Here is a 24,708-nt window from a genome sequence, read left to right as displayed (position 1 = left end):
CTGGCAATCATTCAAGGAAGTCGAGCAGCGTCGTTGGCCAAGGCCTCTTCCACACTGAGCGTTATCGATCCGCGAGCCTGAAAAACGACCAGCGGCCTGCGCGACTCGATCACAAAGTATGGCAGTTTAAGCGTGTTAAACACTTCAAGCGGCATGCCATGAGCATACCTCGCGTCCGAGGTAACCGGGAAGCGCCTGCCCGAAGTGCGATATATGACACAGCATCGATCAACTCTTGGCCACCGGTTTGCTGCGCATCAGGCCAACCGTTTCCGGTTGCGCGATCTTGCACATCACTGGCGGTAAACCACGCGCGATCAATTCGATATCAGCCAACGCACGGCGGCCGATGTCCCTCAATACCGTGCCAAGCGCGCCGGCCTGGTGCGGCGAGAGCAGCATGTTGTCGACCGAGCGCGCCCTATGCTCAGGCGCGAGTGGCTCTTCAGGGAAGACGTCAGTTGCAACGCGGATGTGACCTGCCGCTGCCGCGTCGAGCATTGCATCGAAATCCACAACGCCGGCGCGGCTCACCAGGATGAAAGCGGCGCCCTTGCGCATCAATGCAAAGCGCTCGCGCGTGAGAAAACCTTGATTTTCCGACGTGGCACCTGCCACCACGAATACGATCCGCGACTCGCGCAGTACCGTATCGAGCGACGCAGGCTCACATCCGAGCGATTCAATATAGGTCGGAGGCAGCCAGGGATCGAACGCCCTCACTACGCCGCGAAACGGCGCCAAGAGCGGCAAGATCGCGCGCCCGAGGTCACCCATCCCGATGAACCCCACGGGCGCGTCATAGAGCGAGAACGCATCCTTGTTCGCATCGAGCCCATATTGCTCCGTGCCGTTGCGAAAACGCCTGTCCGCATGGCTGATCCCGCGAGCAAGATTGATCGCCATGCCGAGCGCCGCCTCGGCCACGGGTTCAGCAAATACCGGACTCACGTTCAGAACGCGAACACCCTGTCTGAAGCACTGGGCGTAATCCACGTTCGGAAGAAAATTCCCTTCCACATTGACGACCGCTCGCAGGTTGACTGCACGCGTCAACCGCTCGGCCGGCATGTCGAACTGACCAACCATGATGTGGGCATCGACAGCGTGTTGCTCGAATATCTCATCGGTCACGGGACCATCTTCGTGGATGAACACCTCGCCAAGCGCGCGGAGCCGCTCGAGATCGGCGGGACTGAAAATGTCCGCAACCGTACGTGGGGCAGGTGCAATGAACAGGCGGATTTTGTCTACGGCTTGAGTCATGGGTACTCCATATCGGAAGCGGCGCCCCAGTCAGGGTTTTTAGTAGATTTCCAAGGTGGACCGCGACTAGATTTGCTCCCATGCACGCGCTTTCGATGATCGAAGCACCGCGTCGATGATCTGAGCCGAGCGATACCCATCTTCGAACGTCGGCAAGCCTTCGCGCGCTGCACCGCGAATCACCGCGTAGGTGTCGGCGACAAATGCTTCGAAGCACTGCGCGTAGCCTTGTGCGTGGCCCGCCGGCAGCGTCGCGAGACGCCGTTGCTCGGCACTGCCGCGTGACGGGTCACGCACCAGCAGCCGGGTGGAATCCCGTTCTCCCAACCACAGTCGTTCCGGCTCCTCTTGATCGAATACAAGGCTGGCTCGGGCACCATCGAGTTCGAACCACAAGCGGTTCTTGCGGCCTGCCGATACCTGGCTTACGGTAAGGGTTGTCAGTACACCATTCGTGGTCCGAAGCAATGCGCCAGCTACGTCCTCGGTGGTCACCACCTGCCTTTCTAAAGACGCGCCTGGAGCAGGAGCCGAAAACGTCCCGACCGTGCCGGTTGGACGGTCGGGCATGGTTGTCTGCAGTGTCGCGACTACGGACTCGAATCGTTCACCGGTGATCCACTCGATCAGATCGCACCAGTGCGACCCGATGTCCGCGAACGCCCGCGACGGGCCGCCCAGTGCGGCGTCCACGCGCCAGTTCGTGTCGTCGCGCCCGAGCAGCCAGTCCTGTAAATAACTTCCGTGGATGAGTTGAAGCGCCCCTACGGTGCCGTCCTGCACAAGCGAGCGCGCCTCCCTCACCATTGGGTGATAGCGGTAAACAAACGGAACCGCCGCGATTCGTCCCGCTGATTGAGCTGCAGCCGCGAGCGCTTTCGCATCGGCGAGACGGGTTGCAAGGGGCTTTTCGCACACCACATGCTTGCCTGCGGCCAGCGCCGACATGGCAATCGGGTAATGCGTGGAATTCGGCGTGCAGATATGAATGACGTCGACGGCGGGGTCAGCGACCGCCTCCTCGGCGTTCGAGTAAGCACGTTCGATACCCAGATGAGCAGCCGCCTCTTTAGCGCTCTGCGGACTCGATGCCGCTATGCCTCTCAACGTTGCGCCGGCAAGCCGGCTTGCCCTGGAATGAACCGCGCCCATCATGCCCGCGCCGACGATTGCCACACCAAGTGTCTGAGCCATTTTTTTAACTCCATTCGGTTGACTGGATAATACCGAAACGCGACTTGTCTTGCCGCTTGCGACTGGAAGCTTGCTTATCGAAAACACCGCGCTCAATCAATATGCCGGTGCGATTGGAGGGGCGGTGCTCGGAACCGAGCGCGCACTGTCATTGAAGGGAATTGCTTCAATCCTGCCTTCAGTCCCTGGCTCAAATTAGATCGCGGCCGCGTCGGGTTTACTCGCTTGACGGTGATCTTCTTTTGGCGATGGTGGGTGACCGGCCAGCCGATCTGAACGTTTGATGACGCTTTGACGAGATGCCGGTCGCCCGTCATTGCTGTGCGAAAAAAAATTTGTCGCTACCGGCGAGCCATGTCGCCCGTAAGTACTTATTGATATGGAAATCTCCCCGGATCAAAAAGAATAGGACCTCCTTGGCATACTGCCTGCCGCCGTTGTAGGATTCACCGCGGGTCAGTAACGCCGTCCAGCCAGACGTGCGCTATTGGAAGGTTGTTGAAAACCAGCTTCGTTCTGGGTGCTTCTTTTACACCTTGCATTTTCCAAGTGCGTCCCCGATGAGTTCCCCCATGCTCGCCTTGATACCGGATGAGTTGAACCCCTGGAAGGACAACACGCTTCCGAAGTCAATAAGTACCGACACATCCACGGCCGCTGCGTTTGTGCTTCTCGCCACCCAGACGTCTACCGAGGCCATACGCCGCGCCCACGCGCTGCATGACAGATCGGAGCCCGAAGCTCTGCATAAACTTCGGGTCGCTCTGCGTCGGTTACGTTCACTTTGGTGGGCTTATGAACCACTACTCGATAAGAAAGATGCCAAACGCAAGCGGAGCGAGTTCAAATACCTTGCTGATGCTGCGGGTAGAACCCGTGACTGGGACGTGCTCCGCGACATTCTCATCGTAAACCAACCGAAGCAGCTATCGCAGCGGCGGCTACTCGTTGCGGTTGAAGAGCATCGGACCAACGCCCTTTCATTTAGCCTCAGAACAATTCGTAGTGCGGGCGTTGAGGAAATACTTCAAGGCGCGCTGACAAGCGCCGCGCACCAGTTAGATTCACGATCCGTGGTCCCAGCTCTCTCCGAGTTTGCTGAAGAGCGGGTTGTGGTGGCTGAGAAGGCCCTGAAGAGGCGAGTCAGTCAAGCAACAGAACCGGAACACCTCGGGTATGCCGCGCTGCACGAAGTGCGAATCGCGGGAAAAAAACTTCGGTATTTGCTGGAGTTCTTTTCGCCGGTCCTCGCCCGCAGCCACCAGTCCACAATAGAGCGCTTGACCTCCGTGCAGAACGAACTCGGCAAGCTTAACGACCTCGTCACGAGCGAGACGTTACTTCGGGAGTATTCGTTCCAGCTAGGTGAGCGTGACGAGGTGAAAGAAGCTGTCAGATACCTCGAAGACCAGAAAAGACTTCACATGTGCGCCGCGCATGAGATATTGCGGGCTTCGTCGTAGAGCTGCCAAGAAGCGGGTGCTCACACGCCCGAGCCTTGGGTTATGCCGCGGAGTCAGCTCCGCCGCGACCCGCTTCCAGATGGCCGTTCACTGCGAGCGCTTGTTCATCCGCGTTCATCGATTGCAGGGGAAGCGCAATGAACACACTGATGCGCCTTAGGATTTGACGGAAAACCCGTTCGAACGCCTGCATTTGCAGGTCCTCGCTCGCAAACTCAGCGAGCGGGTCTTCAAATGTCCATCGGCAAAATACAGGCGAGCCTGGGAAGTTCGGCGCGCGTGCCTCATCGGCCTCGTCGCACAGGGCGACAATTACATCCATAGGTGGGGCGTCGCCACCGGCGAATCTCTGCCAACTTTTCGGTTGCAGAATATCGATGTCAGCGATTGACGAGCTAAGTTGCGCGATAGTCAGCGGATGGACTTGATCCGCGGGCTCGACCCCGGCGCTGAATGCCTCGAACCTGTCAGGTGCAAGCTGCCTAAGCAGGGATTCCGCCATGATGCTGCGCGCTGAATTTGCACGACAAAGGAACAGGACCTTGCATTTGGCATTCATAGCACTACCCCGGTTCGATGGCGGTGGTTTCTCGCGCGAATCCTACCGACGCAGTTTTTCAATCCAGTGACACTGCCGTGACACGAGGTCCGGGGGTGCATCGTCCCACTGGGTTGACGGTCATTCCCCCAGCCCACGACAGATGGCCTGTATGACTTTGATAAGTTGCGAACTCTCACAGTGATGACCAAGCACCATTGGCTGATTTCACCGGTTGAGTGACGTCTCCTTTCGCAATCGTCCGTCCATAGTCACGTTTCATTGGATTTGCCTTATTGGCAAGCATCTACTCTGTGCTGTTCCATCGTTCGAGGAGGCGAGAGCGCTATGACACCGACTGATGCCAGCGAGGTTGTACAGACAATCGCGACCGAGACGAATACTTCTTCTGAAGCGGTTTCCAAGCTCTACGCTGACACGTGGGCCGAGTTCGCGGAGGACGCGAGAATTCATGACTTTGTGCCCCTGTTCGTCGCCAAGCGTGTTCGCGCGACAATCAAGGCTAGTCAGAAACAGCCTCATTAGACCGAGACGGGGTGGCGGACCGGGATACTAATGCAGGCGTACTGCCGCTGAGAAATAAAACATCCAGGATCGCGCCTAGGCTTGGTTTGCAGGAGAAAACGCTCGCGGATCCAGCAGGTTTGCATTGAAGTCGCAGCACTTCTGCGCCAGTTGTGCAACCTGATTACTGAGCGAATAGGCGTGCTCTGTTCTGTGGAGCGCCACATAGTGGACCGGCGGAAGAGCGGGTTTCGTTTTGATAATCTTCAGGATACCTGCCGTGACCATGTAGTTAAGACATGTCTTCGGCAGATAGCTCACGCCCATTCCTGAGACCGTCAGCCCTATTTGAGCGACCAGGTTGTTGGCGACCAGGATTTTCGCCGTGCTCACTCCGTTCTCGGACAAAAACTGGGAGTAAGTCAAGCCGGTCCCTGAGAGATTACCCTGAAGAAGCAAGGGAAGCTGGGCAATGTCCGCAATGGGTATTGTCGCTTTGCCGGAATGAAGCGAGGGGGAACACATCCATGCATTTTCAACGGTACCCACCGGAATGCTGGTAAAGCGCTCGCTTGCTGCAGCCTGCGGGACAACGATCAGGTCTACGGTATCGGTAGCGAGCCGGTCCCTCAGCGTGGCACTCAACTCAACCTCGGCCTCAACAATTACCTTTGGATAGGTTTCCTTAATAACGGATATAAGGCGCGGCAACCACGTAAGCGCCGTCAACTCGGTGACGCCGATTCGCACGCGCCGGACGAGCACTTCCTTCGCGCTTACCCGCTCAACAATTTCGTCCCGCCGCTCCAGCAGCTCCTTCGCATACTCGAACAGCTCACTTCCCTTTTCAGTAAGCCGGGCAGCACGCGACGTCCGGTCAAATACAAGAAAGTCGAATGTGGATTCAAGTTCATGTATCCGTTTCGATATCGCCGACTGGCTCGTGTTCAATTTCCCGGCAGCGGCCTCGAAGGACCCCAACTGGACAATCCAGTACAACGCTTCCATCTGTTTGAAAGTGAGCATGTCGGTCCGAGTGAAGATGCAGAAGAGATGTTATCAGCGACAATAACATCTCTTTTCGGACTCGCTCCATCCTTCAAAATTTGTCGGCTGGAACGAATCTGCAAACGGACCGGGAAGTTACACGCTGACGCGATTGACAGCCGCTTTTTCAGCAATATCAGCGGTCACCTGAAGAAATTCATCAATGTCTTCGGGCGAATTGCAGTGCAAGGGCGAAATGCGGACCGCCCCGGTCAATCCAAACGATTCGAGCATTCGCTTCGAATAAAGGCTTGTTGAAACCCGCTCGTAGACAATGACGCCCCGGCGCTCGTATTCCCTGACGGCCTCGATCTCGGAAAGATCTTCGAATGCAATAGCGAGAATCAGGTCCCGGCGAGTCAGGTCACTGTGGTCCAGCAATACCTGGACGCCCGGCAGGCCGCGAAGCCCTCGCACTTCTCCGGCTCCATTGAGCATTCTTGAAAGCAGGGCCCGCTCGTGTAAGCCGATAGCCTTCATGCCCGCCGCATAGTGGGTCCTGCGATCAGTCGAATCCACGCACTGACCGCCGAGCCAACACACGTAGTCAACAATCTCGGTTACGACAGCGAACTGCGCCGGCGCCGAACTGCCCAGGTCCCAGTAATCTTCTGGTTTTGCGGCAAGCTTCTGATGGGGCAACCTCGCCGCGCGCGCAGAGAGCCAAGAAATGCCGGACCCTCTGCATCCAAAAAATTTATAGGGGGCGAAATTGATACCGTCAACGGGCGTTTTTTCCAAATCGATCAAGCCGTGCGGAGCGTGCTGCACGGCATCAACAACAATGTACAAATCCGGTTTGATCGCTCTTGCTTCCCGCACAACCCGCTCAAGGTCGATCTTTGCGCCCGTGATGTTCGAGGCATAAATCAGGCTAAGCAGGCAAGTCTCGGCATCAATCAGACTAAGCACCTCCTCAACGTCAATGCCCCCTGTGACCCGATTGCTCTTCGCGACACGAAGCTCCTTTCCCAGTCCTCGCGCGTATAAAGCCATGGCGTCGTACGAGGATGGATGCTCCAACACGGTAGTCACCATGTTGGTCCCGGGCACGGCTCCCGCAATGGCCTGGACCATCTGGAACATGGCTCCCGAAGCGGTCAAGGATGCATAGATAGTTCCATCCGTCGCGTTCAGGATCAGGCGGGCATCTTCCGCCCCCTTCCTTTGTATGGCCTGCAACGCGCGGGCAACTTCATGTATGCGCTCCGGGTTATCTGGAATCAAGTCGACTTCAGAGTATCGTTCGACTGCCCTCTTCAGTCGGTAGGAGCCCCCCGCGTTGTCAAAGTAGAGTCGTTTGCGTCCCGTGAAATCCGAATCAACATAGTGAAACCTCTCCCTGACAGCGCGCATCAGCGCGTCGCTGAAAAGTTGCCCGTCGGCGCTTTCCATCATGTATCCCTTTCTCGTCGTCATTCGCAAGACACTCTCGCGACATTTCGGGTCCACGATAAGTCTCGCAAAACTAGACGAAAAGCGATTTTTTTTGATGTTTTTTCATCGCTTTATTTCCGATCGCTCGATGAATAAAAGCGATACAACACTATCGAAAAATATCACTTTTTAACAGATTTTCTGCGTGAAAGAATGGTTTCCAACAACGTCGCACGGCACTAGGCAATAACCCTGGAAGCTATGCGCTGACTTAAATCTCGTCCTTTTGGAGAACTCTAGTGAACCAATACAAAACCTGCATCGCGGTAGCCGCGGTCGTCGCCCTGGTGACCGGTGCGAGTGTTGCGAACGCCGACCAGCTTGCCGACATCAAGGCACATGGCACGCTTGTATGCGGGGTTCTCAGCAACGGCGCACCCTTTGGCTTCCAAGACCCTGATACCCGCGAAATAGTCGGCTATGACGTCGACTTCTGCAAGGGAGTGGCGAAGGAGTTAGGCGTTAAACCCGAACTGAAAGTACTGTCACTGGACGCACGCATTCCCGAGCTGACGCAAGGACGCGTCGATATTCTTGCTGCGGTTCTGGGATACAACGCGCAGCGGGCGCAACAAATTACCTTCTCTGACACGTACTTCGTCAGCAACCAGGTGATCGCTGCGTCCACAGGAAGCGCGAACAAAACGCTCAACGACCTGGCAGGCAAACGCATCAGCACGATCAAGGGCTCGAGCAACATACCGATGGTGCAACACGCATTGCCTACCGCACAAATTGTCAGCTATGACGACGCGCCATCCGCATTCATGGCCCTGGCCCAAAAGAAGGTCGATGGATACGTGTTGTCAGAGAGCCTCATGCACCGGTTCATCGACAAGCTTGGCGCCAACGCCAACACGATCACTATCTTGAACCCGCCGGTTGGTCGCGAATACTGGGGGCTCGGAATGCGGAAGGACGAACCCAAGTTAGCCGAGGCAGTCAACAGCGCATTGGTAAAGATGCAGGCGTCTGGCGAGTCGCAGCAAATTTTCGATAAATGGCTCGGCACTGGTTCGCCTTTCAAGATGAAGCGCGATTTCACCACTGCACCCATTCCCGGCTAATTGAATATGGATAGTCGGCGCGATCTGACAGAAGGAGTGAAGCATGTTTGGACGCCTTGATTTCAGCGCGATCTTTGCCGGCCCCTTTGCGCATCTGCTTGTGTCCGGCGCGATCAAGACCTTTGAGCTGACGGCAACGAGCTGGACTCTGGCGGTAGGACTGGGCGTGGTGCTCGCAGTTCTGCGAGCATCGGGCATTCCCTTGGCGACGAAAGCTGTTGCTGCATTCGTTGCCTACCACCAAAACGTTCCCATGCTCGTGCAGATTCTGCTTTGGTATTTTGGAGTCCCAACACTTCTTCCGGACGCCGCGCAGTCCTGGGTCAATGCACACGACGGCGAGTTGATATTTGCGTCGATTGCAGTTGGCCTGTGCATGTCGGCGTACTTCTCGGAAGATCTCCGCAGCGGTCTGAGGTCGGTGCACCACGGCCAACAGGAAGCGGCGCGGTCCCTGGGCCTTAGCTTTTTCGGCACCATGCGTTATGTGACGCTTCCACAAGCCATTAGAAATGCGCTGCCGACATTTATCAACCACACGGTCCTGCTGTTCAAGAACACGAGCCTTGCGATGACCATTGGTGCCGCGGAAATGACGTACGTCGTTCGGGAGATAGAGAACGAAACGTTCAGGACGTTCGAAGCCTACGCTGTTGCGACATTCTTCTATCTCGCCGTGTCCCTGGGGTTGATGGGACTGGGCGCCCTGGTTGAAAAGCGTATTCAGAACCAGGCGAGGTAACCCATGCTCGATATCATTCAAGACAACTGGTTGCTTTTGCTGGTCGGACAATATCCCAGGGGGCCGCTTGGGGGCCTTGCGCTGACACTTATCCTTTCCGTGATGGGTCTGGTTCTATCGTTCCCCATCAGCATTGGAATCGCGCTATGCAGGACCTCGCCCATCAGATTCCTCTACGTAGGTTCGACCGTACTGGTCTACATCGTGCGCGGCGTGCCCCTGGTGATGTTCGTTTTCTGGGGATACTTCCTTGTACCCATCCTGGTGGGTCATAGCGTGACCGCATTCACAACGCTGATCTGTACTCTCATTGTCTATGAGTCGGCTTATCTCTCGGAAGTGGTGCGCGCAGGAATCCAGGCCCTCCCGAAGGGACAGGTCGAGGCCTCGCGCGCGTTGGGGCTGGGATATTGGAAGACAATGCTGTGGGTGATCATGCCGCAAGCGCTCTACAACATGGTGCCCAGCATCATCAGCCAGTTTGTCTCAATCATCAAAGAGACATCTATTGGGTATGTTATCAGCGTGCAGGAACTGACGTTTTCGGCAAACCAGATCAACAACAATTTGCTGACGCGCCCCTTCCCCGTTTTTCTCATTTTGGCAATCACTTACTTTGTCGTGTGCTTCGTGCTCACACAATGCGCTCAACATCTGGAGCGCACCGTCACGCGTAAGCGAACCCCCAGGATCACGCAGCTAAGGAGCATTGCAAATGATTCAGTTCTCGATGGTCAATAAGTGGTACGGGGAGTATCAGGCGCTCACGGACGTAACGGCGGAGGTAAAGAAAGGCGAGGTCGTTGTCATTTGCGGCCCATCTGGCTCGGGGAAATCCACGCTGATCCGGACCGTGAATCGCCTCGAGGAGATCAAGTCCGGTGTTATCCATGTGAATGGTCAGGATATCCACGCACCCGGTCTGCGTATCAATGACTTTCGCAGCGGGATCGGTTTCGTCTTTCAGTCGTTCAATCTCTTTCCTCACCTGTCAGTGACCGAGAACGTCTGCCTGGCGCCAGTCCGCGTATCAGGGCGAAGCAAACGTGAAGCTCGGGAGCGCGCCGTGGCTTTGCTCGACCGCGTTGGACTTGCTCACAAGGCTGACGCATATCCGCAGCAGTTGTCGGGCGGACAGCAGCAACGGGTCGCCATTGCACGAGCGCTCGCCATGAACCCGCCAGTCATGCTATTTGACGAGCCGACGAGCGCGTTGGACCCTGAGATGGTGGGCGAAGTCTTAAGCGTCATGAAGTCGCTTGCCCGTGATGGCATGACCATGGTCTGCGTGACGCATGAAATGGGATTCGCACGCGAAGTAAGCGACCGGGTCTGGTTCATGGACAGGGGCGTTATTCTCGAAGAAAACTCTCCGGAAGAATTCTTTACAGCGCCGCAGCACGCGCGGTCCAAGGCGTTCTTATCCGATTTGAGAGCGCATTAGCGCGGCCTAGCCGAGCGGTGTTGTTAAGACCAGGGGCCATTCAAGGTATGGCACGTTTTTTTCACCAGGCTGCGGGTATCGGCCGGGTAGATAGCGGGCGTTCAAATGACCCGCTTTTCACGATGCGGCGCTGCTTCCCATTGCTGCGTCGCCGATCCGATCGATGTGGCCGCATGCGCCGCGCCTCAGTCAAACCGGGATGACTTGCTGTCCGCCCACTACGCACTAGACTATATTCAGATGCATGTTGCGATGCTCTGGGAAACATTGTCATGAACCGCCCCGCGATGCGATCTTTGCGATGCGGAGTGGCATTTTCCCTCGGCCACGGGGCGAGCAGTGGCCAGCCACAACCGTTCTCGTGGCGTTCGCAACCACTGTCCAATATGCTCGCATTAAGAACTTGCGTGGATCCTGCCGCCCGTAAAATACCGCCATGAATCGGCCGCCGGTTCGTTTTCCGTTTCGCGCAACAGCCACCGTATCGCTCATACGATGGCTCAAGTGGGGGTTACTTGCCGCTTTTCTAGTAACGGTCGTGATTGCTGCGCGACTCGTCCAGACCGAAATCGAAACATCCCGGCTTCAGGCGCGCTATCTGTCTGACTTGGGCCGCGACATTGGCTTTCACGTTGGTGCAGGTGCCAGCGACACTATCCGGTTTCCCGCGAGTGGACCGTACGACGTGCGTCTAGGTTATGAAGCGCTGAATGACTTCGAAAAACGTCTGCTCGCGCGCGGCTTTAGCATCACCTCGCAGGCGCGCGACTCTGCAATGATGGCGTCCATAGCAGATGACGGCCTGTATTTACCCTATGTCGAAAAAGACCAGGCGGGTCTTCAGCTATTCGATGCCACCGGTTCGACGCTCTACGACGCGCGCTATCCGGCGCGTATCTACGGCAACTTCGACGCGGTTCCTCCGTTGCTCGTGAATGCGCTGCTGTTCATAGAAGACCGCAACCTGCTCGACGTGGATCAGCCGAACCGCAATCCGGCGATCGATTGGGGCCGCTTCGGCCGCGCAGTACTCGACCAAGGCTTGCGGATTGTCGATCGGCATCAATTGACACCGGGCGGCAGCACGCTCGCCACGCAGCTCGAAAAATTCCGCCATTCGCCCGGTGGCCGCACGGCGACACCGCCCGAGAAATTGCGCCAGATCGCGTCCGCGTCCGTACGCGCGTATCTCGGCGGGCCGCAAACGCTGCTGGCGCGCCAGCAGATCGTTGTGAGCTACCTGAACACAGTGCCGCTTGCCGCGCAGCCCGGTGTGGGCGAAATCGCAGGTATAGGGGATGGCCTGGCCGACTGGTACGGGCGCGACTTCGACGAGGTCAACCGTCTGCTGACGGCCCCCCTTGCTCCCGAGACGCTCGAGGTGCAGGCGCTCGCATTCAAGCAAGCGCTGTCGCTGGTCATTGCGCAGCGCGCGCCCTCCTACTTTCTGCGTCGCAACAACGCCGCGCTCGCGCAACTGACGGACAGCTATGTGCGGCTTCTGGCGACTCGCGGAATTATCCCGTCGATGCTTCGCGACGCTGCGCTGACGGCCCGCCTCCAACTCCAGTACGCGAAACCGATACGTCCCGACACATCGTTTGTTAGCCGCAAGGCGCTCACGGCACTGCGCACGCATCTGATCAACGCGCTTGGCGTGCCGAGCTTCTACGACCTCGACCGGCTCGACCTCTCCGTACACGCGACGCTCGATAACCCGGAGCAACAGGCTGTGAGCAAACAGCTTGCACTTGCCGCCACGCCCGAGGGCGCGAAAGCGGCCGGTCTATACGGCTTCGAGATGCTGCGTCCAAAGGACGATCCGTCGAAAATCGCTTTCAGCTTCACGCTCATCGAGCGGAGCGATGGCGCAAATCTGGTGCGGGTGCAGACTGACAGCGTCGACCAGCCATTTGACATCAATCAGGGCGCGCGTTTGAACCTCGGCTCCACCGCCAAGCTGCGCACGATCATCACGTATTTGCAGATCGTCTCTGAGTTGCATGCGCGTTACGCATCGATGAGTGCGGCCCAACTCAGGGAGATCAAGCCCGATCGGCAAGATCTGCTGAGCCGCTGGGCAATAGACTATCTTGGGCACACGTCCGACCGTTCGCTAGGCGCAATGCTCAATGCCGCCGTCGAGCGAAAGTATTCCGCGAGTGCCGGTGAGACGTTCTACACCGGCGGCGGCGCGCAGACGTTCAACAATTTCGAATCAAGCGATAACGCCCGCATCCTCACCGTGCATCGTGCGTTCCAGCATTCGGTGAATCTCGTATTCGTGCGGCTTATGCGAGATATCGTGCACTACGAAATGATCCGGGTAGCGGGACCGTCGTCGAACTGGCTGGACGATCCCGTATCGCGCCATGCCTATCTCACGCGTTTCGTCGATCAGGAGAGCCGCGTGTATATGCATCGCTTCTATACGAAATATCACGACAAGGCACCCGATGCGGCACTCGTAACGCTGCTGCACGACGTGCGCAAGTCACCGCCCAAGATAGCTACGGTACTGCGCAGCGTGGCGCCTGATGGCTCCGAGGCATGGTTCGATACACAGACGCGCATCGCGCTCAAGGGCACGCCGGCGGCAGCGCTGGCGCCCGAGGATATCGCGAAGCTCTATACGAAGTACGGTATCGACAAATTCAGCTTGAACGATCGAGGTTATATCGCGAGCGTGCATCCGCTCGAACTGTGGACGCTCAACTACCTGCGGGATCATCCGGACGCGACGGAAAGCGACCTGCAGGCCGCAAGCCGCGACGCACGTTTCGCTTCATATTCATGGCTCTTCAAAACGCGCTACCACGCCACGCAAGATCGACGCATCAAGCGCATGGTCGAGTTGCAGGCGTATGCGGAAATCGGCAAATCGTGGCGCAGGCTCGGCTATCCATTCGCGACGATCACGCCTTCGTATGCGGCAGCAATTGGAGCTTCGGGTGACAGGCCCGCCGCGCTTGCACAACTGATCGGCATTGTCGCCAGCGGCGGCACGATGCTGCCGGCGCAGGACTTTGCGTCAATCGACTTCGCGCAAGACACGCCCTATGAGACGCATTTCGCCCGCGTGTCTACGTCCCCGCCTCCGGTGCTCTCGCCCGAGATTGTTGACGTGGTTCACGGCTTGTTGCGCGACGTCGTGCAAGGCGGCACCGCGAAGCGGCTTGAGGATGGCATGCCGCTCGCGAATGGCCGCTCGCTGGACGTCTATGGCAAGACGGGTACGGGCGATCAGCGCTTTGACGTATTCGCACGCGGGCGGCGGCTGATCGAGTCGCGCAAGGTCAACCGGAGCGCGACGTTCGTCTTCGCGATCGGGGATCGGTTCTTCGGCGCACTCACCGCGTACGTGCATGAACCGTATGCGGCACGCTACGACTTTACGAGCGCGCTGTCGGTGCAGTTGTTGAAATCGCTGGCGCCGGCGCTTGAACCGCTGATTGGCCGGGATTCTCATGCCGCGTCCGACCCATCCGACTCATCCGTGCAACCGGTCGCCGCTCAGTGATGTGGCAACGCGCGCGGACCGCGATTCTTTCACGCGTAATGATCCCGAGTGGGCGAACGCCCGCTTTCAAAACGCTTGGGCTGGAGAATAAACCGGGCAACCGAAGGAGCCTTGCTAAAAGGCACCGTTGTGCTATAAAAAATTAACTAGTATGTCTATTGGTCGCCCGGCCGAAGCAATGGGTGGCTCCACTGGAGCGAGCGCGACAGTCCATGAGTCTTTTAGAGCTCAGAGGCATTTCCAAGCATTTCGGCGCCATTCATGCCCTGACCGACGTGACGTTCAGTCTTGAGCCCGGCCAGGTGGTCGGACTCATGGGAGACAACGGGGCCGGGAAGTCGACGCTGGCGAAGGTCATCGCCGGTAACTTCCCCCCGTCGCACGGCGAAATCTTCATCTCCGGTAAGCCGGTGCATTTCGGCAAGCCGGTCGACGCCCGCGCTCAGGGAATCGAAGTCGTGTATCAGGATCTTGCGCTCTGCAACAACCTCACGGCGGCCGCCAACGTTTTCCTTGGCCGTGAGCCACGGCTCGGATTCTGGCCCATCCGCGTTCTCGATCACGCGACCATGTATCGGCGCGCCGGCGAGCTCTTCAAAGAATTGAAATCCGAAACGCGTCCGCGGGACCTCGTTCGGCAGATGTCGGGAGGTCAACGACAGGCTGTGGCGATCGCTCGCACACGTCTCTCCGAGGCCCGGCTCGTCATCATGGACGAGCCGACGGCATCGATCAGCGTCCGGCAAGTGGCGGAGGTGCTCGACCTCATCAAACGCCTGTCCGAACATGGAATTGCCGTCATTCTCATCAGCCACCGCATGCCTGACGTTTTCGACGTCGCCCACCGCGTGGTCGTCATGCGGCGTGGGCGCAAGGTCGCGGACAAGAAGATCGAAGCATCCTCCGCGGAAGAAGTAACCGGACTAATCACCGGAGCCATCACCGCTGCCTGAACCTGCTTCGCACAGCTATGCATTGGGTCGCACTAGACGCTGAAGCGTCAAGTGCGACCGACACAGAAAGCGTGGGGTCGCACTAGACGCTGAAGCGTCAAGTGCGACCGACACAGGAGACCCGAAATTGAACGATGCGCCGGAAAGGCCCACCTCAATGCCGACCTTGCTTGACGACTCGCAAGCCGCGAAGACCCATACTCGCTGGACGGGACTTCTCGCGAGCCAAGTGTTCTGGGTGGTGCTCGCTACTATTGTGGCCTGCATCCTGCTCTCGTTCGTGACCTCGACCTTTGCGACGCAGCAGAACCTTTTCAACGTCACGCGCAACTTCGCTTTCGTCGCAATCGTCGCGCTCGGCATGATGGCCGTGATCGTCACGGGCGGTATCGATATTTCGGTGGGCTCGACTATCGGCATCAGCGGTATCGTCCTCTCGGTGGTCATGAATGCCGGGTATCCGATCTGGGCCGGCATCGGCATGGGGCTCTTGACCGCAGGGCTCGTGGGCCTCGTGAACGGCCTGCTGATCGCCTATCTCGACATGCAGCCTTTCGTCGTTACGCTCGGCATGCTGAGCGTCGGCCGTAGCCTCGCGCTGGTGTTCTCCGGCAGCCGGACAATTTTTGATTTCGGTCCCGACGGAGCCAAGCTCCTTGCGCTCGGCGGCGGCAAGACCTTCGGCGTCGCCAATCCGGTGTGGTTCCTGATTGTCCTCGCCGTGCTTTTCTGGTTCGCCTTTACCTGGACGCGCTGGGGCCGCTACGTCTTCGCGGTCGGCGGCAATCGCCACGCGGCGAATCTGGCCGGCGTTCCGGTGCGTCGCATCATCTGCTCCGTCTATGTGCTCGCCGGCCTCATGGCGGGCGTCGCGGCGATCCTCGAAGTCGGCTGGCTCGGCGCGGTGACAACGGGCCTTGGCACGGGCGACGAATTGCGCGTGATCGCCGCGACCGTGATCGGCGGCACCAATCTCATTGGCGGCATTGGTAGCGCCTTCGGGACCGTCGTCGGCGCCGCACTTATCGAGGTCATCCGCAACAGCCTGATCCTGCTCGGCGTCGACTCTTTCTGGCAGGGTACGGTCGTGGGTACGTTCATCATCATCGCCGTGCTCTTCAACCGGCTCGGCGGCGAGCGGCAAGGAGATTGAAATGTCTTCGGGCGCACCGGCCGCAATACACGATACGGCCGGTGTCTGGGGTGCGGCCGGACGAGATGCGGAACTGCCGGACGCAAGTGTTCAAAAGAAACGCAAGGTTCGGCGGGAGGTTAAATCTCGAACAGCGGCTTTCCTTGCGATTATTACGGCCATTGTGCGAGCAGACATAGGCACCGTAGAGCCGGCGCCGATAACTTTGTATGGGACCGGAGTAGGCGCTAAACCGGTCGACACGGAGGCAACAATGAAGAAAATGTGGATGTGTCTTGCTGCGATTGGTGGGCTTGCCATGCTGGCCTCTCCCACCTTCGCAGCCGATAAGACCCTGGCGCTGGTGGTGAAGGGACTCGACAACCCCTACTTCGACCTCATGCATCAGGGATGCGAGCGGGCGAACAAGGAGCTCAATAAACAAGGCTATACCTGCTACTACACCGGCCCCGCGACGGCTGCGGACGAAAGCGCTGAAGTGCAGATCATCGACGACCTGCTGACCAAGGGCGTAGCGGCAATGGCGATCTCGCCCGCCAACGCCCCGGCCGTGGCCGAAGAGTTGCGCCGCCGCAATGTGAAAATTCCGGTGATCACCGCGGATGCCGATTTGTTGCCTAAAGATGCTTCGCTGCGCAAGAGCTACGTCGGCACCGACAATTACGAACTGGGCGTCAAGCTCGGCGAGCAGTTGAAGTTGCTGATGCCGAAGGGCGGCAATATCTGCCTCGTCATGGGGAACCCCGCAGCCGAGAACATCAACCAGCGCGCCCAGGGTACGCGCGACGTACTCTCTGGCAAGAAGGGAATCGCGAAGCTCGCCGGTGAAAACGGTTGGCAGGAGATCAGCGCCTGCCCGCTCTACGTGAACGACGACGCCGCCAAGGCGAACCAGATGATGCAGGACACGCTGACCGCCAACGCCACCGGTCTCGATGCCTTCGTGCTCGAAGGCGGCTGGCCGCTCTTTGCTCCGCAGGCCTATTCTCAGGTCGTCGCGCCGATCATGGATAAGATCCAGAGCGGAAAGTTCGTCATCGTCTCGGCCGATACGCTCGGACCTGAGCTGCAAGCCCTCAAGGACCACAAGGTCAATGTCCTCGTCGGCCAGAGGCCGGAGGAAATGGGCTATCGGGCAGCGATGGTCATGCGTGACCTCGCAGAAGGAAAGACGGTGAATCCGGTCATCCACACCGGCCTCGACACCTGCACCTGGAAGAACGCCGACACCTGCCTCAAGCATTAAAGGCGAGCGGGATCCGTTGCAAAGACGGATGCGGGCCGATGCACGAGCCGAGGCAGCCCTAGTCTATGCGATTTTCAGGGTGTTGTTGACTTGTTCACCGGCCTGCAGCCGAACACGCAGTACATCAGGATCACTAACTTAATCTGTCAGATGCGCCAGTATCAGGATGTACGTCACACTTTCCAAGTCTTAAAAGGGGGAGTTGCCACCCGGCGACATGACCGATAGTTATGCACGCTGCATGCATGGCGGAAGCCCATTGCGGTGGCTCGTTGAGTTTGGAGAACGAACTCGCCGCTCGCGGGTTGCCGCGAGAGCGAGTTCATTTTGAATGTCAAAGCACGCCAAAACACCGCGCGCTCCGAGCGCGATGCTCAGTGACTGAAGCGATCACAGGCCCGATCACTTACTGGCCGAAGAAGATCGGCAGTATGTCATCACTGACCGGGCGGCTGACCAGACTGCGACGACCCGCCCACCGCCGGACCATAGCTGTTGGTTTGGGCTTGAGCTGCGGCCACCCGTGCCTGTGCAGCCTGAATGTCGTCTGGGTAATTGGGGTCACGGCGGCCCGGATTGTAGCCGGCCTGCTCAACCTGAATGAGCTCAGTTCGCACCTGCGCCCGCGTGACAGGCGCATTCGATTGCTGGGCGAACGACACGACCGGAATGGTCAGTGTTGAAGCGGCAATTGCCGCGTAGAAGAATGATTTCATGATGAATACCTCCAAGGACTGCTTCTGTCCTCGTTTCAAACACTCCATGCTGCGACCACACGTACATTTTAGTTGTTCCGGGAGCGATGGTGCATCGATGAACCCGTAAACGTTGAACTCTTCGCCCACTATTGCGCGGTAAGCACTGGCATGACAAAACTGCCAGCGCCCCGCCTCTGGCTAGGTATTCGGGCTTCCGCCTCCCGATGACACGCAGTCCACCCCGCGGTCAGGAATATGGGGCATGGCGTGCTCGCCGCCCCCTGCTCCGAAGTGCGCGCTCGAGATTGCCACGCAACATAGCGCGACGGCTCGTGCTCACGGATGGCCCCTGGAACTCACCCTATTCGCCAATCAGATCGCGGACGAGGGGATAGACGTCGGCTTGCCAGCGCGGCCCGGAAAAGAGATCGTAATGATCGCACTGGCGCATTGTGAAGCTGTGCTTGTCGCGCACCGCAATACCTGCGCACAGGTCCTGCGCGGCGTGGGTTTGGCCGCGGCCGGAAACGTCGTCCAACTCGCCTTCGATTGTAAGCAATGCGGTAGTGCGGATGTCCTGCGGACGTACTGGCAGGCCGCGCACGCACCAGTTGCCACGGGCCAGACGGAATTCCTGAAACACGGTCTGGACGGTTTCCAGGTAGTACTCGGCCGCCATATCGAGCACTGCACCATATTCCTCGCAAGACCGCTGATGCGCCTCGGCGCGCTTGAAATCGCCCTGGACCATATCAAGGCAGTAGTCCCAGTGCGAACTCGCGAGCCGCCCCGGATGCATCGCGACCAGACCAGCCCGCTGCAGAAAGCCTGGATACACCTCGCGACCCGCGCCGGGGTAATGATCCGGCACCGAGTGGATCAGGGTCTCCCGAAACCATTGAAGAGGCTGGCTTGCGGCAAACCGGTTGACGGCATTCGCACCGCTACGCGCATCAAGCGGGCCCCCGATCAGAACCAGGCTTCTGGGCGTCGGCTCCCGCTCGCTGGCCAATAGTGAAATGGCGGCAAGCGTCGGCACGGTAGCTTGGCAAACCGCAAGCACATGCAGGTTCTCCGCGCCAATATGGCGGATAAACGTCTGAATATAGGACACGTAGTCGTCCAGGTGAAACGGCCCGTCAGCCACCGGTACGTTGCGCGCGTCACGCCAGTCCGTGATGTACACCTCATGGTTCAGCAGCAGGGTCTCTACCATCTCTCGGAGCAGCACTGCATGGTGACCGGCCAGCGGGGCGCAGACCAGCACCACGGGGGGTGTCGTCGTGCGCCGAGAGGAAATGGCAACAGGCTCCGGTTGCGGCGAAAATCGCAGCAGGTCGCAGAATGATTTTGCAAGGACGAGCTGTTCGGCCACTGGAATTTTTCGGCCTTCCGCTTCGATCTCCCTGATGCCGAACCCGGGCTTCTCGTACGTCTTGCTGAGCCTATAGAGCAGTTCGTAGCCTGCCGCAAAGCAGCGGGCACCCGAAACGTAGGCCAGCGGTCCCCAAGGGTTGACGAATGAGTTCGCAGCGCCGGCGGCCCACATGGAAAACGGTGCGAGCAGCGAGCGCTGGTATTCGATCATCGGGTACAACCATGTCCTCGCTGCTGTTTGTGACATTCGTGCCATTCGTGCCATTCGCCACCTCCGATGAGAAGGGCGAAAAATTCAGGCGAACCTGAAAGACGGTCCAAATGAGTAACCGACTGAATCCGACTGAATAACTGTCTGCTTGATGGACACAATGCGGGGTCGCAACGCATTGGCCCGCTAGCTCACCTGCAACGCGCGGATAGGAGTCGTGCGGGTGTTTGAAGTTTATGGCGTTGCCGTAGGCGTGCCGTGCACGGGCAGGATGGGCATGGGTGCTTCCGCTGCGAACGAACCGCCTGACGCGGCGGTGAGCGCGCCAAGTGAAGAGTCCCGAGGCCCTGGTTTGCCAGAGGCCCGGCGCTCGTTTACCGCGGAATATTGTGTTCCCGCGCGTCCTGATATTCTGCGAATCGTAATGTGGCATCTTCGGGCGATAGTCCTTGCGCCTTCATCATCTCGAGATGAGGGCGCAGCCACAGATCGAGTTGATCAGCACTCATGGCACCACTGTGACGATCTGCTTCCTGGCCATTGCCAAAGAGGATGATGGCCGGGACGCTGCGAATTTGGAAGCGCTCCGCGAGATGTGGTTCCTCGTCCGCTTCCACCTTTGCGAACAACGCCTGCCCAGCGAACCTGCGCGCGCCAGCGTTAAAGTGCGACGTCATTGCCTTGGACAGGCTGCACCATCGCGCCCAGAAAATGACGACGACCGGCAGCCCGTTGCCGGCGACAAATTGGTCGAAGTCAACTTGCCGAAGTGTCACCGGTGCTCGGCTGATCAACAGCTCCGCACCTGTCCCGCACACCAGGGCGCTGCTGACCGCCCGTTCGGACGCCGTTCGACTTGCCGTGAAGCTTTGGCTGGTCATAGCCGCTCCTGAGTCAACTGCCTTGGCTTACGCCCGGGCTTACCCTTGCGGTCGCACCCGAATCGAAATTTTCCCATTTCGATTGCCACTATAAAAATATAGTGCGCCTATATCTTTTGCGCCACATCGATCTGCGCTGTAGTTGACTCATGCTAAGCGGCTTCGGAATTCGGGCTTGACCGTGCCACCCTATTCGCAATTCCTCTGACTGGACGCAGTGTCGCGTTCGTTTTTATTCTGCCGCGCGCCCATTACCGGTTACCGCGGCCTCCATGTCCACCTCGAGTTCAACGAGTTGTCGCGCTTGTCTCCAGTATTCATCAGCGCAGCCCTCAAGACAGCCATCTTGCTTCCAAAGTTCAGCGGCGCGCGTCCTAATGCGCTGCGCCAGGGTAAGCGCTTCCAAGTGAAATTTCGTTGTTTGATGAATGGATCTGCTCATATCTCTTGACCAGGATCAGTCTGCTTGCAAAGCAAGTCGAGACGTAAGTGTGCTCTGATAACGACAGCCCTTTCTGGACCGATCCTACTTGCCTTGATCGGGTCCATCGCGTTGCGCCAATTTCTCGGACAAGCGCGTCAGCCTTTCCAATAAAACAGCCGCGTGCTTGATCGTTGAAGCCGTTGTATCCGACGAGGTCACCAAGCCGCGGATACGATCCTGCCAGTATTCAGGTCGAGTGACGGGGCTTCGTTCCGTGACTCCTCCCTCGCACGGTGTTTGGCGTTCAAGTTCGCCAATCATTCTCTCAATGTGAGAAAGATCTTGTTGCCGACGATCGCCGACGCTCATGAATTTCTCCTCGCCAGGTTCTTGTTCTTCCCCCGCCACGCTATGCGACTACGGCGCAATTCACGATCGGCCTGGCTCCAGGGAGGAAGCGCCCGCCGCGACACGGAGCGACGCAGCACTAACCCATGGCAGAGCGTTCAGACGATCAATGATCTCCGTCAGTTCAGCAAGCGAGATGGAAGCAAATGTGACCGTCATTTCTTCCAGGTCCTTATTCTTTTTGCAGTGCACTATTGTCCCTTGCGCCTGCGCCGCGCTCTGCCCGAACGCCTGCCAGACGGAAACGACCCTCAGTTGGCCCGTTGCAGCCCGCACGGTTATGCTCGGCGGTGCGTCGTAATCCGGGCTCTCATATCGACTTGTCATTACGTTAATACCGACTCAACGGTTGGTGGTTGGGACAGCGCCCGCGCGCGAAGCAAACCCGTGAAGAACAACACCTGTCCCGCTCAGTGCCTGCGGCGCATGACCTCCCAACATTGACGATGATCCATTCGACGAAGCAGCCGCTCACGCAGACGCTCCCGGCGATAGTGGGCAATGACCAACATCGCCGCGCTCGCGAGCACGAACAGACCGATGACCATACCCATCCACGCTTCACTCATAGCGAACTCCTTCTGGCGCTTCGACTGCCATTAAAGCTTACTGTCGATTCTGCCCATCGCTTATCTATTTCTGTGCCACCCGCGACGTTTGCTCGATACCGCGCTGGGCCGCTTTCGACGCAGTGCCCGTTACTGCATGAAAATTGCTTTCAGCAACGTCAACCGCCTGCTGGGTGGTACGTTGAAGTGTTTCGTACAACGTATTGGCGGCAGTCGTGATCGACCTCAACGCGACGACCGCAGCTTCGGATCCAACCGGCGCGCTCCGCCCGAGGCTCTCGACCAGCGTTTGCACCTCGCGGTTATGTGTTTCATATTGCATCTCGGCGACCTTTGCGACTTCGGTCTGGGTCGCGGCCACAATGGCGAACACCTGACGGTTGTATGACTGGATCTTGTCTGTGGCCGGCTGCAATAGCCGGACATGCAACGCAGCCAATTCTTGCGGGTCTTTAAATGACAGCGCCTCGCGAACGGCGTCCTGGCTTTCGACAAGCGTTGATTTGAACGCTTGCAGGTTCAACTCGACGAGCTTTCGAAATCCTTCGAACGCCGTGTTGAGCAGTCCCAGCGAAATATCAAGATTGTTTTTTTGTGTGGCTGCGATTTGCTCGGGTGAAAACAAACTCATTACATTCTCCAGGATTTGACACATTGAGTGTCCGGGGATCGGACGCAAGCGTCGGTGTGACGGACCAACGTGTCCAAGACGACTGACTGGGATTGAAAACGGCGCCCATGAAACTGATGATTTGGTCCGTCAATATGTAATACTAATAATATTAATTACCTCTACTGTCGGCTCATACACGTCTATAAACGCCTAACTAAAATGACACCGCGTCGTAAAAGTCAGCCGCTGCTGAACATGAAACTACGACAAATAGATGACACCCTCAGTTATCGGGCGACCGGACAATGCCATTTGATTGGTGGGAGTTTTTGCGAACGGGCGTCTGCGATCAGACGCAACTGTCCGATGGCTCCCTCAGCTTCGCCTACACCGCATTTCCTTACGTCATATGAGGCGGTTTGAGTGCTCTATTTCCAGTACACCTGAGCCCTCCGGGTCGGAAATTGTCTGTTTTCTCAACTATGAGCATCAGAAAAACGCGCACGATCCCGTTCGGTGTTTATCTATTGTAAATAAACAGATTCGTGGATGATTGGGAAATCGTGATGACGAGGTGTTCGAAACGACGGGGTTACGGACGACCCTAGGGACGAACTTCCGCGCCGATTCAGAAGGATCGACAAGCGATAAATTGCAGCAGAGATGAAAGCCAAGTGTCGCGATACAGGCGCTGCGGTTATGGAACATGGCATTGTGTCAACCGCAACCGCCCGCTCAAAGTACGGCAATGCTCATAACATTTAAGAACGCGCGGGTAGACCGATTTGTGCGCTCCAGCAATTTGGAACGAAGATAAACGCCACTGTGGTTATGCGAACTCAGGGCATGGGAGATTGAAGAAGGCGGGCTTTAGCTCCATGCGCCTTGATCCGCGCCAACGCGGCTTCGACGGAGGTTGCAAACAATCGGCTCGGCAAACGGCGCGGCGCCCTGTGCCGGTCATTTCCGCTTACGCGGAAGTCCCGCAAGGCTTCGCTCTACGGGTATCGACACCCCGGCAAAAAACTTCCGGGTCAGCGTAAGCGAGACTAATTCATGTTAGCAACGATTCATGTGAAGTCGTTGCCCCCTCACTCCACCGTCACCGACTTAGCCGGATTCCGCGTCTTATCAATATCCGTCCCCCGCGCGAGCGCCGCGTGAAACGCAAGCAGTTGCATGGGGATGGTATGCAGGATAGGCGATAAAATACCGTAGTACTCCGTAAGACATATCACCTCAATCCCCGGGCTTGGCGAAATGCCGCAGTCGGCATCGGCGAATACAAATAGCTTGCCGCTGCGCGCACTCACCTCATGCATATTCGACTTGAGCTTTTCCAGCAACCGGTCATTAGGCGCGACCGCAACAACCGGCATCTCGTCGCTGACCAGCGCAAGGGGACCATGTTTCAATTCACCGGCGGGGTACGCTTCGGCATGGATATACGAGATCTCCTTCATCTTGAGAGCACCTTCCAGCGCGACCGGATAATGCATACCGCGCCCAAGAAACAAAATATTCTGCCTGCGCGTAAGCTGCTCCGCCCAATCAATAATCTGCGGCTCCAGCGCAAGCACTTTGGTCATCGCGTCCGGAAGATGGCGAAGCGCGCGAAGATGGGTTTGCTCATCGTGTTCGGATAACCGCTGGCGGGCTTGAGCCAGCGTCAACGCAAGCAAGAACAACGCGACAAGTTGCGTAGTAAAGGCCTTTGTCGATGCCACGCCAATCTCTATCCCCGCCCGCGTAAAGAAGGTCAGCGCACATTCACGAGCTATTGCGCTCGTCGGCACGTGCTCATTGCCATCACGGTAGCGGCGGCGTTGGCCATCTTTGGCTTTCTCGGCCGCATGCCGTCCAGCACCGTGAAGCCGGAGGAGACGAGCGACACGTCACTCGCCGTCGAGCAGGCGAACGTCTGACAATCGA

Annotated in this window: 23 protein-coding genes and 1 pseudogene; 11 read left to right on the top strand and 13 right to left on the bottom strand. The window is 57.9% G+C overall.

Going from position 1 to position 24,708, the window contains the following annotated elements:
- Window positions 1-228: 228 nt before the first annotated feature.
- A complete protein-coding gene (locus SBC1_RS24195) occupies window positions 229-1,266 on the bottom strand; it encodes a hydroxyacid dehydrogenase (protein ID WP_165094746.1) in 1,038 nt (345 codons plus the stop codon).
- 66 nt (window positions 1,267-1,332) lie between these two features.
- Window positions 1,333-2,460 (bottom strand): Gfo/Idh/MocA family protein, encoded by a 1,128-nt coding sequence (locus SBC1_RS24190; protein WP_165094750.1) that lies wholly within the window; start codon window positions 2,458-2,460, stop codon window positions 1,333-1,335.
- Window positions 2,461-3,032: 572 nt separating this feature from the next.
- On the opposite strand from SBC1_RS24190, the gene SBC1_RS24185 reads away from it, so the two are divergent.
- Entirely contained in the window at window positions 3,033-3,923 is an 891-nt protein-coding gene (locus SBC1_RS24185) for a CHAD domain-containing protein (protein WP_165094754.1), read from the top strand.
- Between the two features lie 40 nt (window positions 3,924-3,963).
- On the opposite strand, the gene SBC1_RS24180 is transcribed toward SBC1_RS24185, so the two are convergent.
- A complete protein-coding gene (locus tag SBC1_RS24180) occupies window positions 3,964-4,425 on the bottom strand; it encodes a low molecular weight phosphatase family protein (RefSeq protein ID WP_165094757.1) in 462 nt (153 codons plus the stop codon).
- Between the two features lie 384 nt (window positions 4,426-4,809).
- Here SBC1_RS24180 and SBC1_RS24175 point away from each other — a divergent pair, with 384 nt between their 5' ends.
- Window positions 4,810-5,007: a DUF3562 domain-containing protein gene (locus SBC1_RS24175; RefSeq protein WP_165094760.1), complete on the top strand. Its 198-nt coding sequence runs from the start codon at window positions 4,810-4,812 to the stop codon at window positions 5,005-5,007.
- A 75-nt stretch (window positions 5,008-5,082) separates the two neighbouring features.
- Here SBC1_RS24175 and SBC1_RS24170 read toward each other — a convergent pair whose 3' ends face one another.
- Window positions 5,083-6,012 (bottom strand): LysR family transcriptional regulator, encoded by a 930-nt coding sequence (locus SBC1_RS24170; RefSeq protein WP_165989033.1) that lies wholly within the window; start codon window positions 6,010-6,012, stop codon window positions 5,083-5,085.
- 117 nt (window positions 6,013-6,129) lie between these two features.
- On the bottom strand, window positions 6,130-7,428 hold the full coding sequence (locus SBC1_RS24165; protein ID WP_165101242.1) for an aminotransferase class V-fold PLP-dependent enzyme: 1,299 nt from the start codon (window positions 7,426-7,428) through the stop codon (window positions 6,130-6,132).
- 281 nt (window positions 7,429-7,709) lie between these two features.
- Between SBC1_RS24165 and SBC1_RS24160 the strand changes: the two genes are divergently transcribed.
- The 8 genes from SBC1_RS24160 to SBC1_RS24125 all read left to right on the top strand — a co-directional run bounded on the left by SBC1_RS24160 (window position 7,710) and on the right by SBC1_RS24125 (window position 17,595).
- The gene (locus SBC1_RS24160) at window positions 7,710-8,537 is read left to right on the top strand and encodes an ABC transporter substrate-binding protein (RefSeq protein WP_165094768.1); all 828 of its coding nucleotides are present in this window, start codon (window positions 7,710-7,712) and stop codon (window positions 8,535-8,537) included.
- A gap of 43 nt (window positions 8,538-8,580) precedes the next feature.
- Window positions 8,581-9,279 (top strand): amino acid ABC transporter permease, encoded by a 699-nt coding sequence (locus SBC1_RS24155; RefSeq protein ID WP_165094771.1) that lies wholly within the window; start codon window positions 8,581-8,583, stop codon window positions 9,277-9,279.
- Window positions 9,280-9,282: 3 nt separating this feature from the next.
- Window positions 9,283-10,020 carry an amino acid ABC transporter permease gene (locus SBC1_RS24150; RefSeq protein WP_165094776.1) on the top strand — a complete coding sequence of 246 codons (738 nt, stop codon included), beginning with the start codon at window positions 9,283-9,285 and terminating at the stop codon, window positions 10,018-10,020.
- The gene (locus SBC1_RS24145) at window positions 9,995-10,723 is read left to right on the top strand and encodes an amino acid ABC transporter ATP-binding protein (protein WP_165094781.1); all 729 of its coding nucleotides are present in this window, start codon (window positions 9,995-9,997) and stop codon (window positions 10,721-10,723) included. The genes SBC1_RS24150 and SBC1_RS24145 overlap by 26 nt, the downstream gene beginning before the upstream one ends.
- 436 nt (window positions 10,724-11,159) lie before the next feature.
- On the top strand, window positions 11,160-14,243 hold the full coding sequence (locus tag SBC1_RS24140; protein ID WP_165094784.1) for a transglycosylase domain-containing protein: 3,084 nt from the start codon (window positions 11,160-11,162) through the stop codon (window positions 14,241-14,243).
- A gap of 212 nt (window positions 14,244-14,455) precedes the next feature.
- Window positions 14,456-15,196 carry an ATP-binding cassette domain-containing protein gene (locus tag SBC1_RS24135; RefSeq protein ID WP_165101245.1) on the top strand — a complete coding sequence of 247 codons (741 nt, stop codon included), beginning with the start codon at window positions 14,456-14,458 and terminating at the stop codon, window positions 15,194-15,196.
- A 157-nt stretch (window positions 15,197-15,353) separates the two neighbouring features.
- Window positions 15,354-16,349: an ABC transporter permease gene (locus tag SBC1_RS24130; RefSeq protein WP_165101249.1), complete on the top strand. Its 996-nt coding sequence runs from the start codon at window positions 15,354-15,356 to the stop codon at window positions 16,347-16,349.
- A 253-nt stretch (window positions 16,350-16,602) separates the two neighbouring features.
- Window positions 16,603-17,595 carry a sugar-binding protein gene (locus SBC1_RS24125; RefSeq protein ID WP_165094789.1) on the top strand — a complete coding sequence of 331 codons (993 nt, stop codon included), beginning with the start codon at window positions 16,603-16,605 and terminating at the stop codon, window positions 17,593-17,595.
- 437 nt (window positions 17,596-18,032) lie between these two features.
- Here SBC1_RS24125 and SBC1_RS24120 read toward each other — a convergent pair whose 3' ends face one another.
- From SBC1_RS24120 to SBC1_RS24085, 8 genes and pseudogenes are all read right to left on the bottom strand, one after another.
- Entirely contained in the window at window positions 18,033-18,311 is a 279-nt protein-coding gene (locus SBC1_RS24120) for a DUF4148 domain-containing protein (protein WP_165094792.1), read from the bottom strand.
- A 343-nt stretch (window positions 18,312-18,654) separates the two neighbouring features.
- A complete protein-coding gene (gene phaZ, locus SBC1_RS24115) occupies window positions 18,655-19,881 on the bottom strand; it encodes a polyhydroxyalkanoate depolymerase (protein ID WP_241202209.1) in 1,227 nt (408 codons plus the stop codon).
- A 374-nt stretch (window positions 19,882-20,255) separates the two neighbouring features.
- Window positions 20,256-20,762: a co-chaperone YbbN gene (locus tag SBC1_RS24110; protein WP_165094800.1), complete on the bottom strand. Its 507-nt coding sequence runs from the start codon at window positions 20,760-20,762 to the stop codon at window positions 20,256-20,258.
- 232 nt (window positions 20,763-20,994) lie between these two features.
- The gene (locus SBC1_RS24105) at window positions 20,995-21,204 is read right to left on the bottom strand and encodes a DUF2934 domain-containing protein (protein WP_165094803.1); all 210 of its coding nucleotides are present in this window, start codon (window positions 21,202-21,204) and stop codon (window positions 20,995-20,997) included.
- 84 nt (window positions 21,205-21,288) lie between these two features.
- The gene (locus tag SBC1_RS24100; protein WP_165094809.1) at window positions 21,289-21,555 is read right to left on the bottom strand and encodes a hypothetical protein; all 267 of its coding nucleotides are present in this window, start codon (window positions 21,553-21,555) and stop codon (window positions 21,289-21,291) included.
- A 449-nt stretch (window positions 21,556-22,004) separates the two neighbouring features.
- Window positions 22,005-22,163, bottom strand: coding sequence for a hypothetical protein (locus tag SBC1_RS24095; protein WP_165094812.1), 159 nt, complete (start codon window positions 22,161-22,163; stop codon window positions 22,005-22,007).
- A 64-nt stretch (window positions 22,164-22,227) separates the two neighbouring features.
- Window positions 22,228-22,794, bottom strand: coding sequence for a TIGR01841 family phasin (phaP, locus tag SBC1_RS24090; protein ID WP_165094832.1), 567 nt, complete (start codon window positions 22,792-22,794; stop codon window positions 22,228-22,230).
- 1,073 nt (window positions 22,795-23,867) lie between these two features.
- A pseudogene (locus tag SBC1_RS24085) lies at window positions 23,868-24,575 on the bottom strand (SIS domain-containing protein); the annotation flags it as partial.
- Between SBC1_RS24085 and SBC1_RS40420 the strand changes: the two are divergent.
- Window positions 24,573-24,701 carry a hypothetical protein gene (locus SBC1_RS40420; protein WP_255541625.1) on the top strand — a complete coding sequence of 43 codons (129 nt, stop codon included), beginning with the start codon at window positions 24,573-24,575 and terminating at the stop codon, window positions 24,699-24,701. The pseudogene SBC1_RS24085 and the gene SBC1_RS40420 sit on opposite strands and share 3 nt — an antisense overlap.
- Window positions 24,702-24,708 lie beyond the last annotated feature (7 nt).

Source organism: Caballeronia sp. SBC1 (assembly GCF_011493005.1).
In the GTDB taxonomy this organism is placed as follows: Bacteria; Pseudomonadota; Gammaproteobacteria; order Burkholderiales; family Burkholderiaceae; genus Caballeronia.
This window is presented reverse-complemented; position numbering and strand designations above follow the sequence as displayed.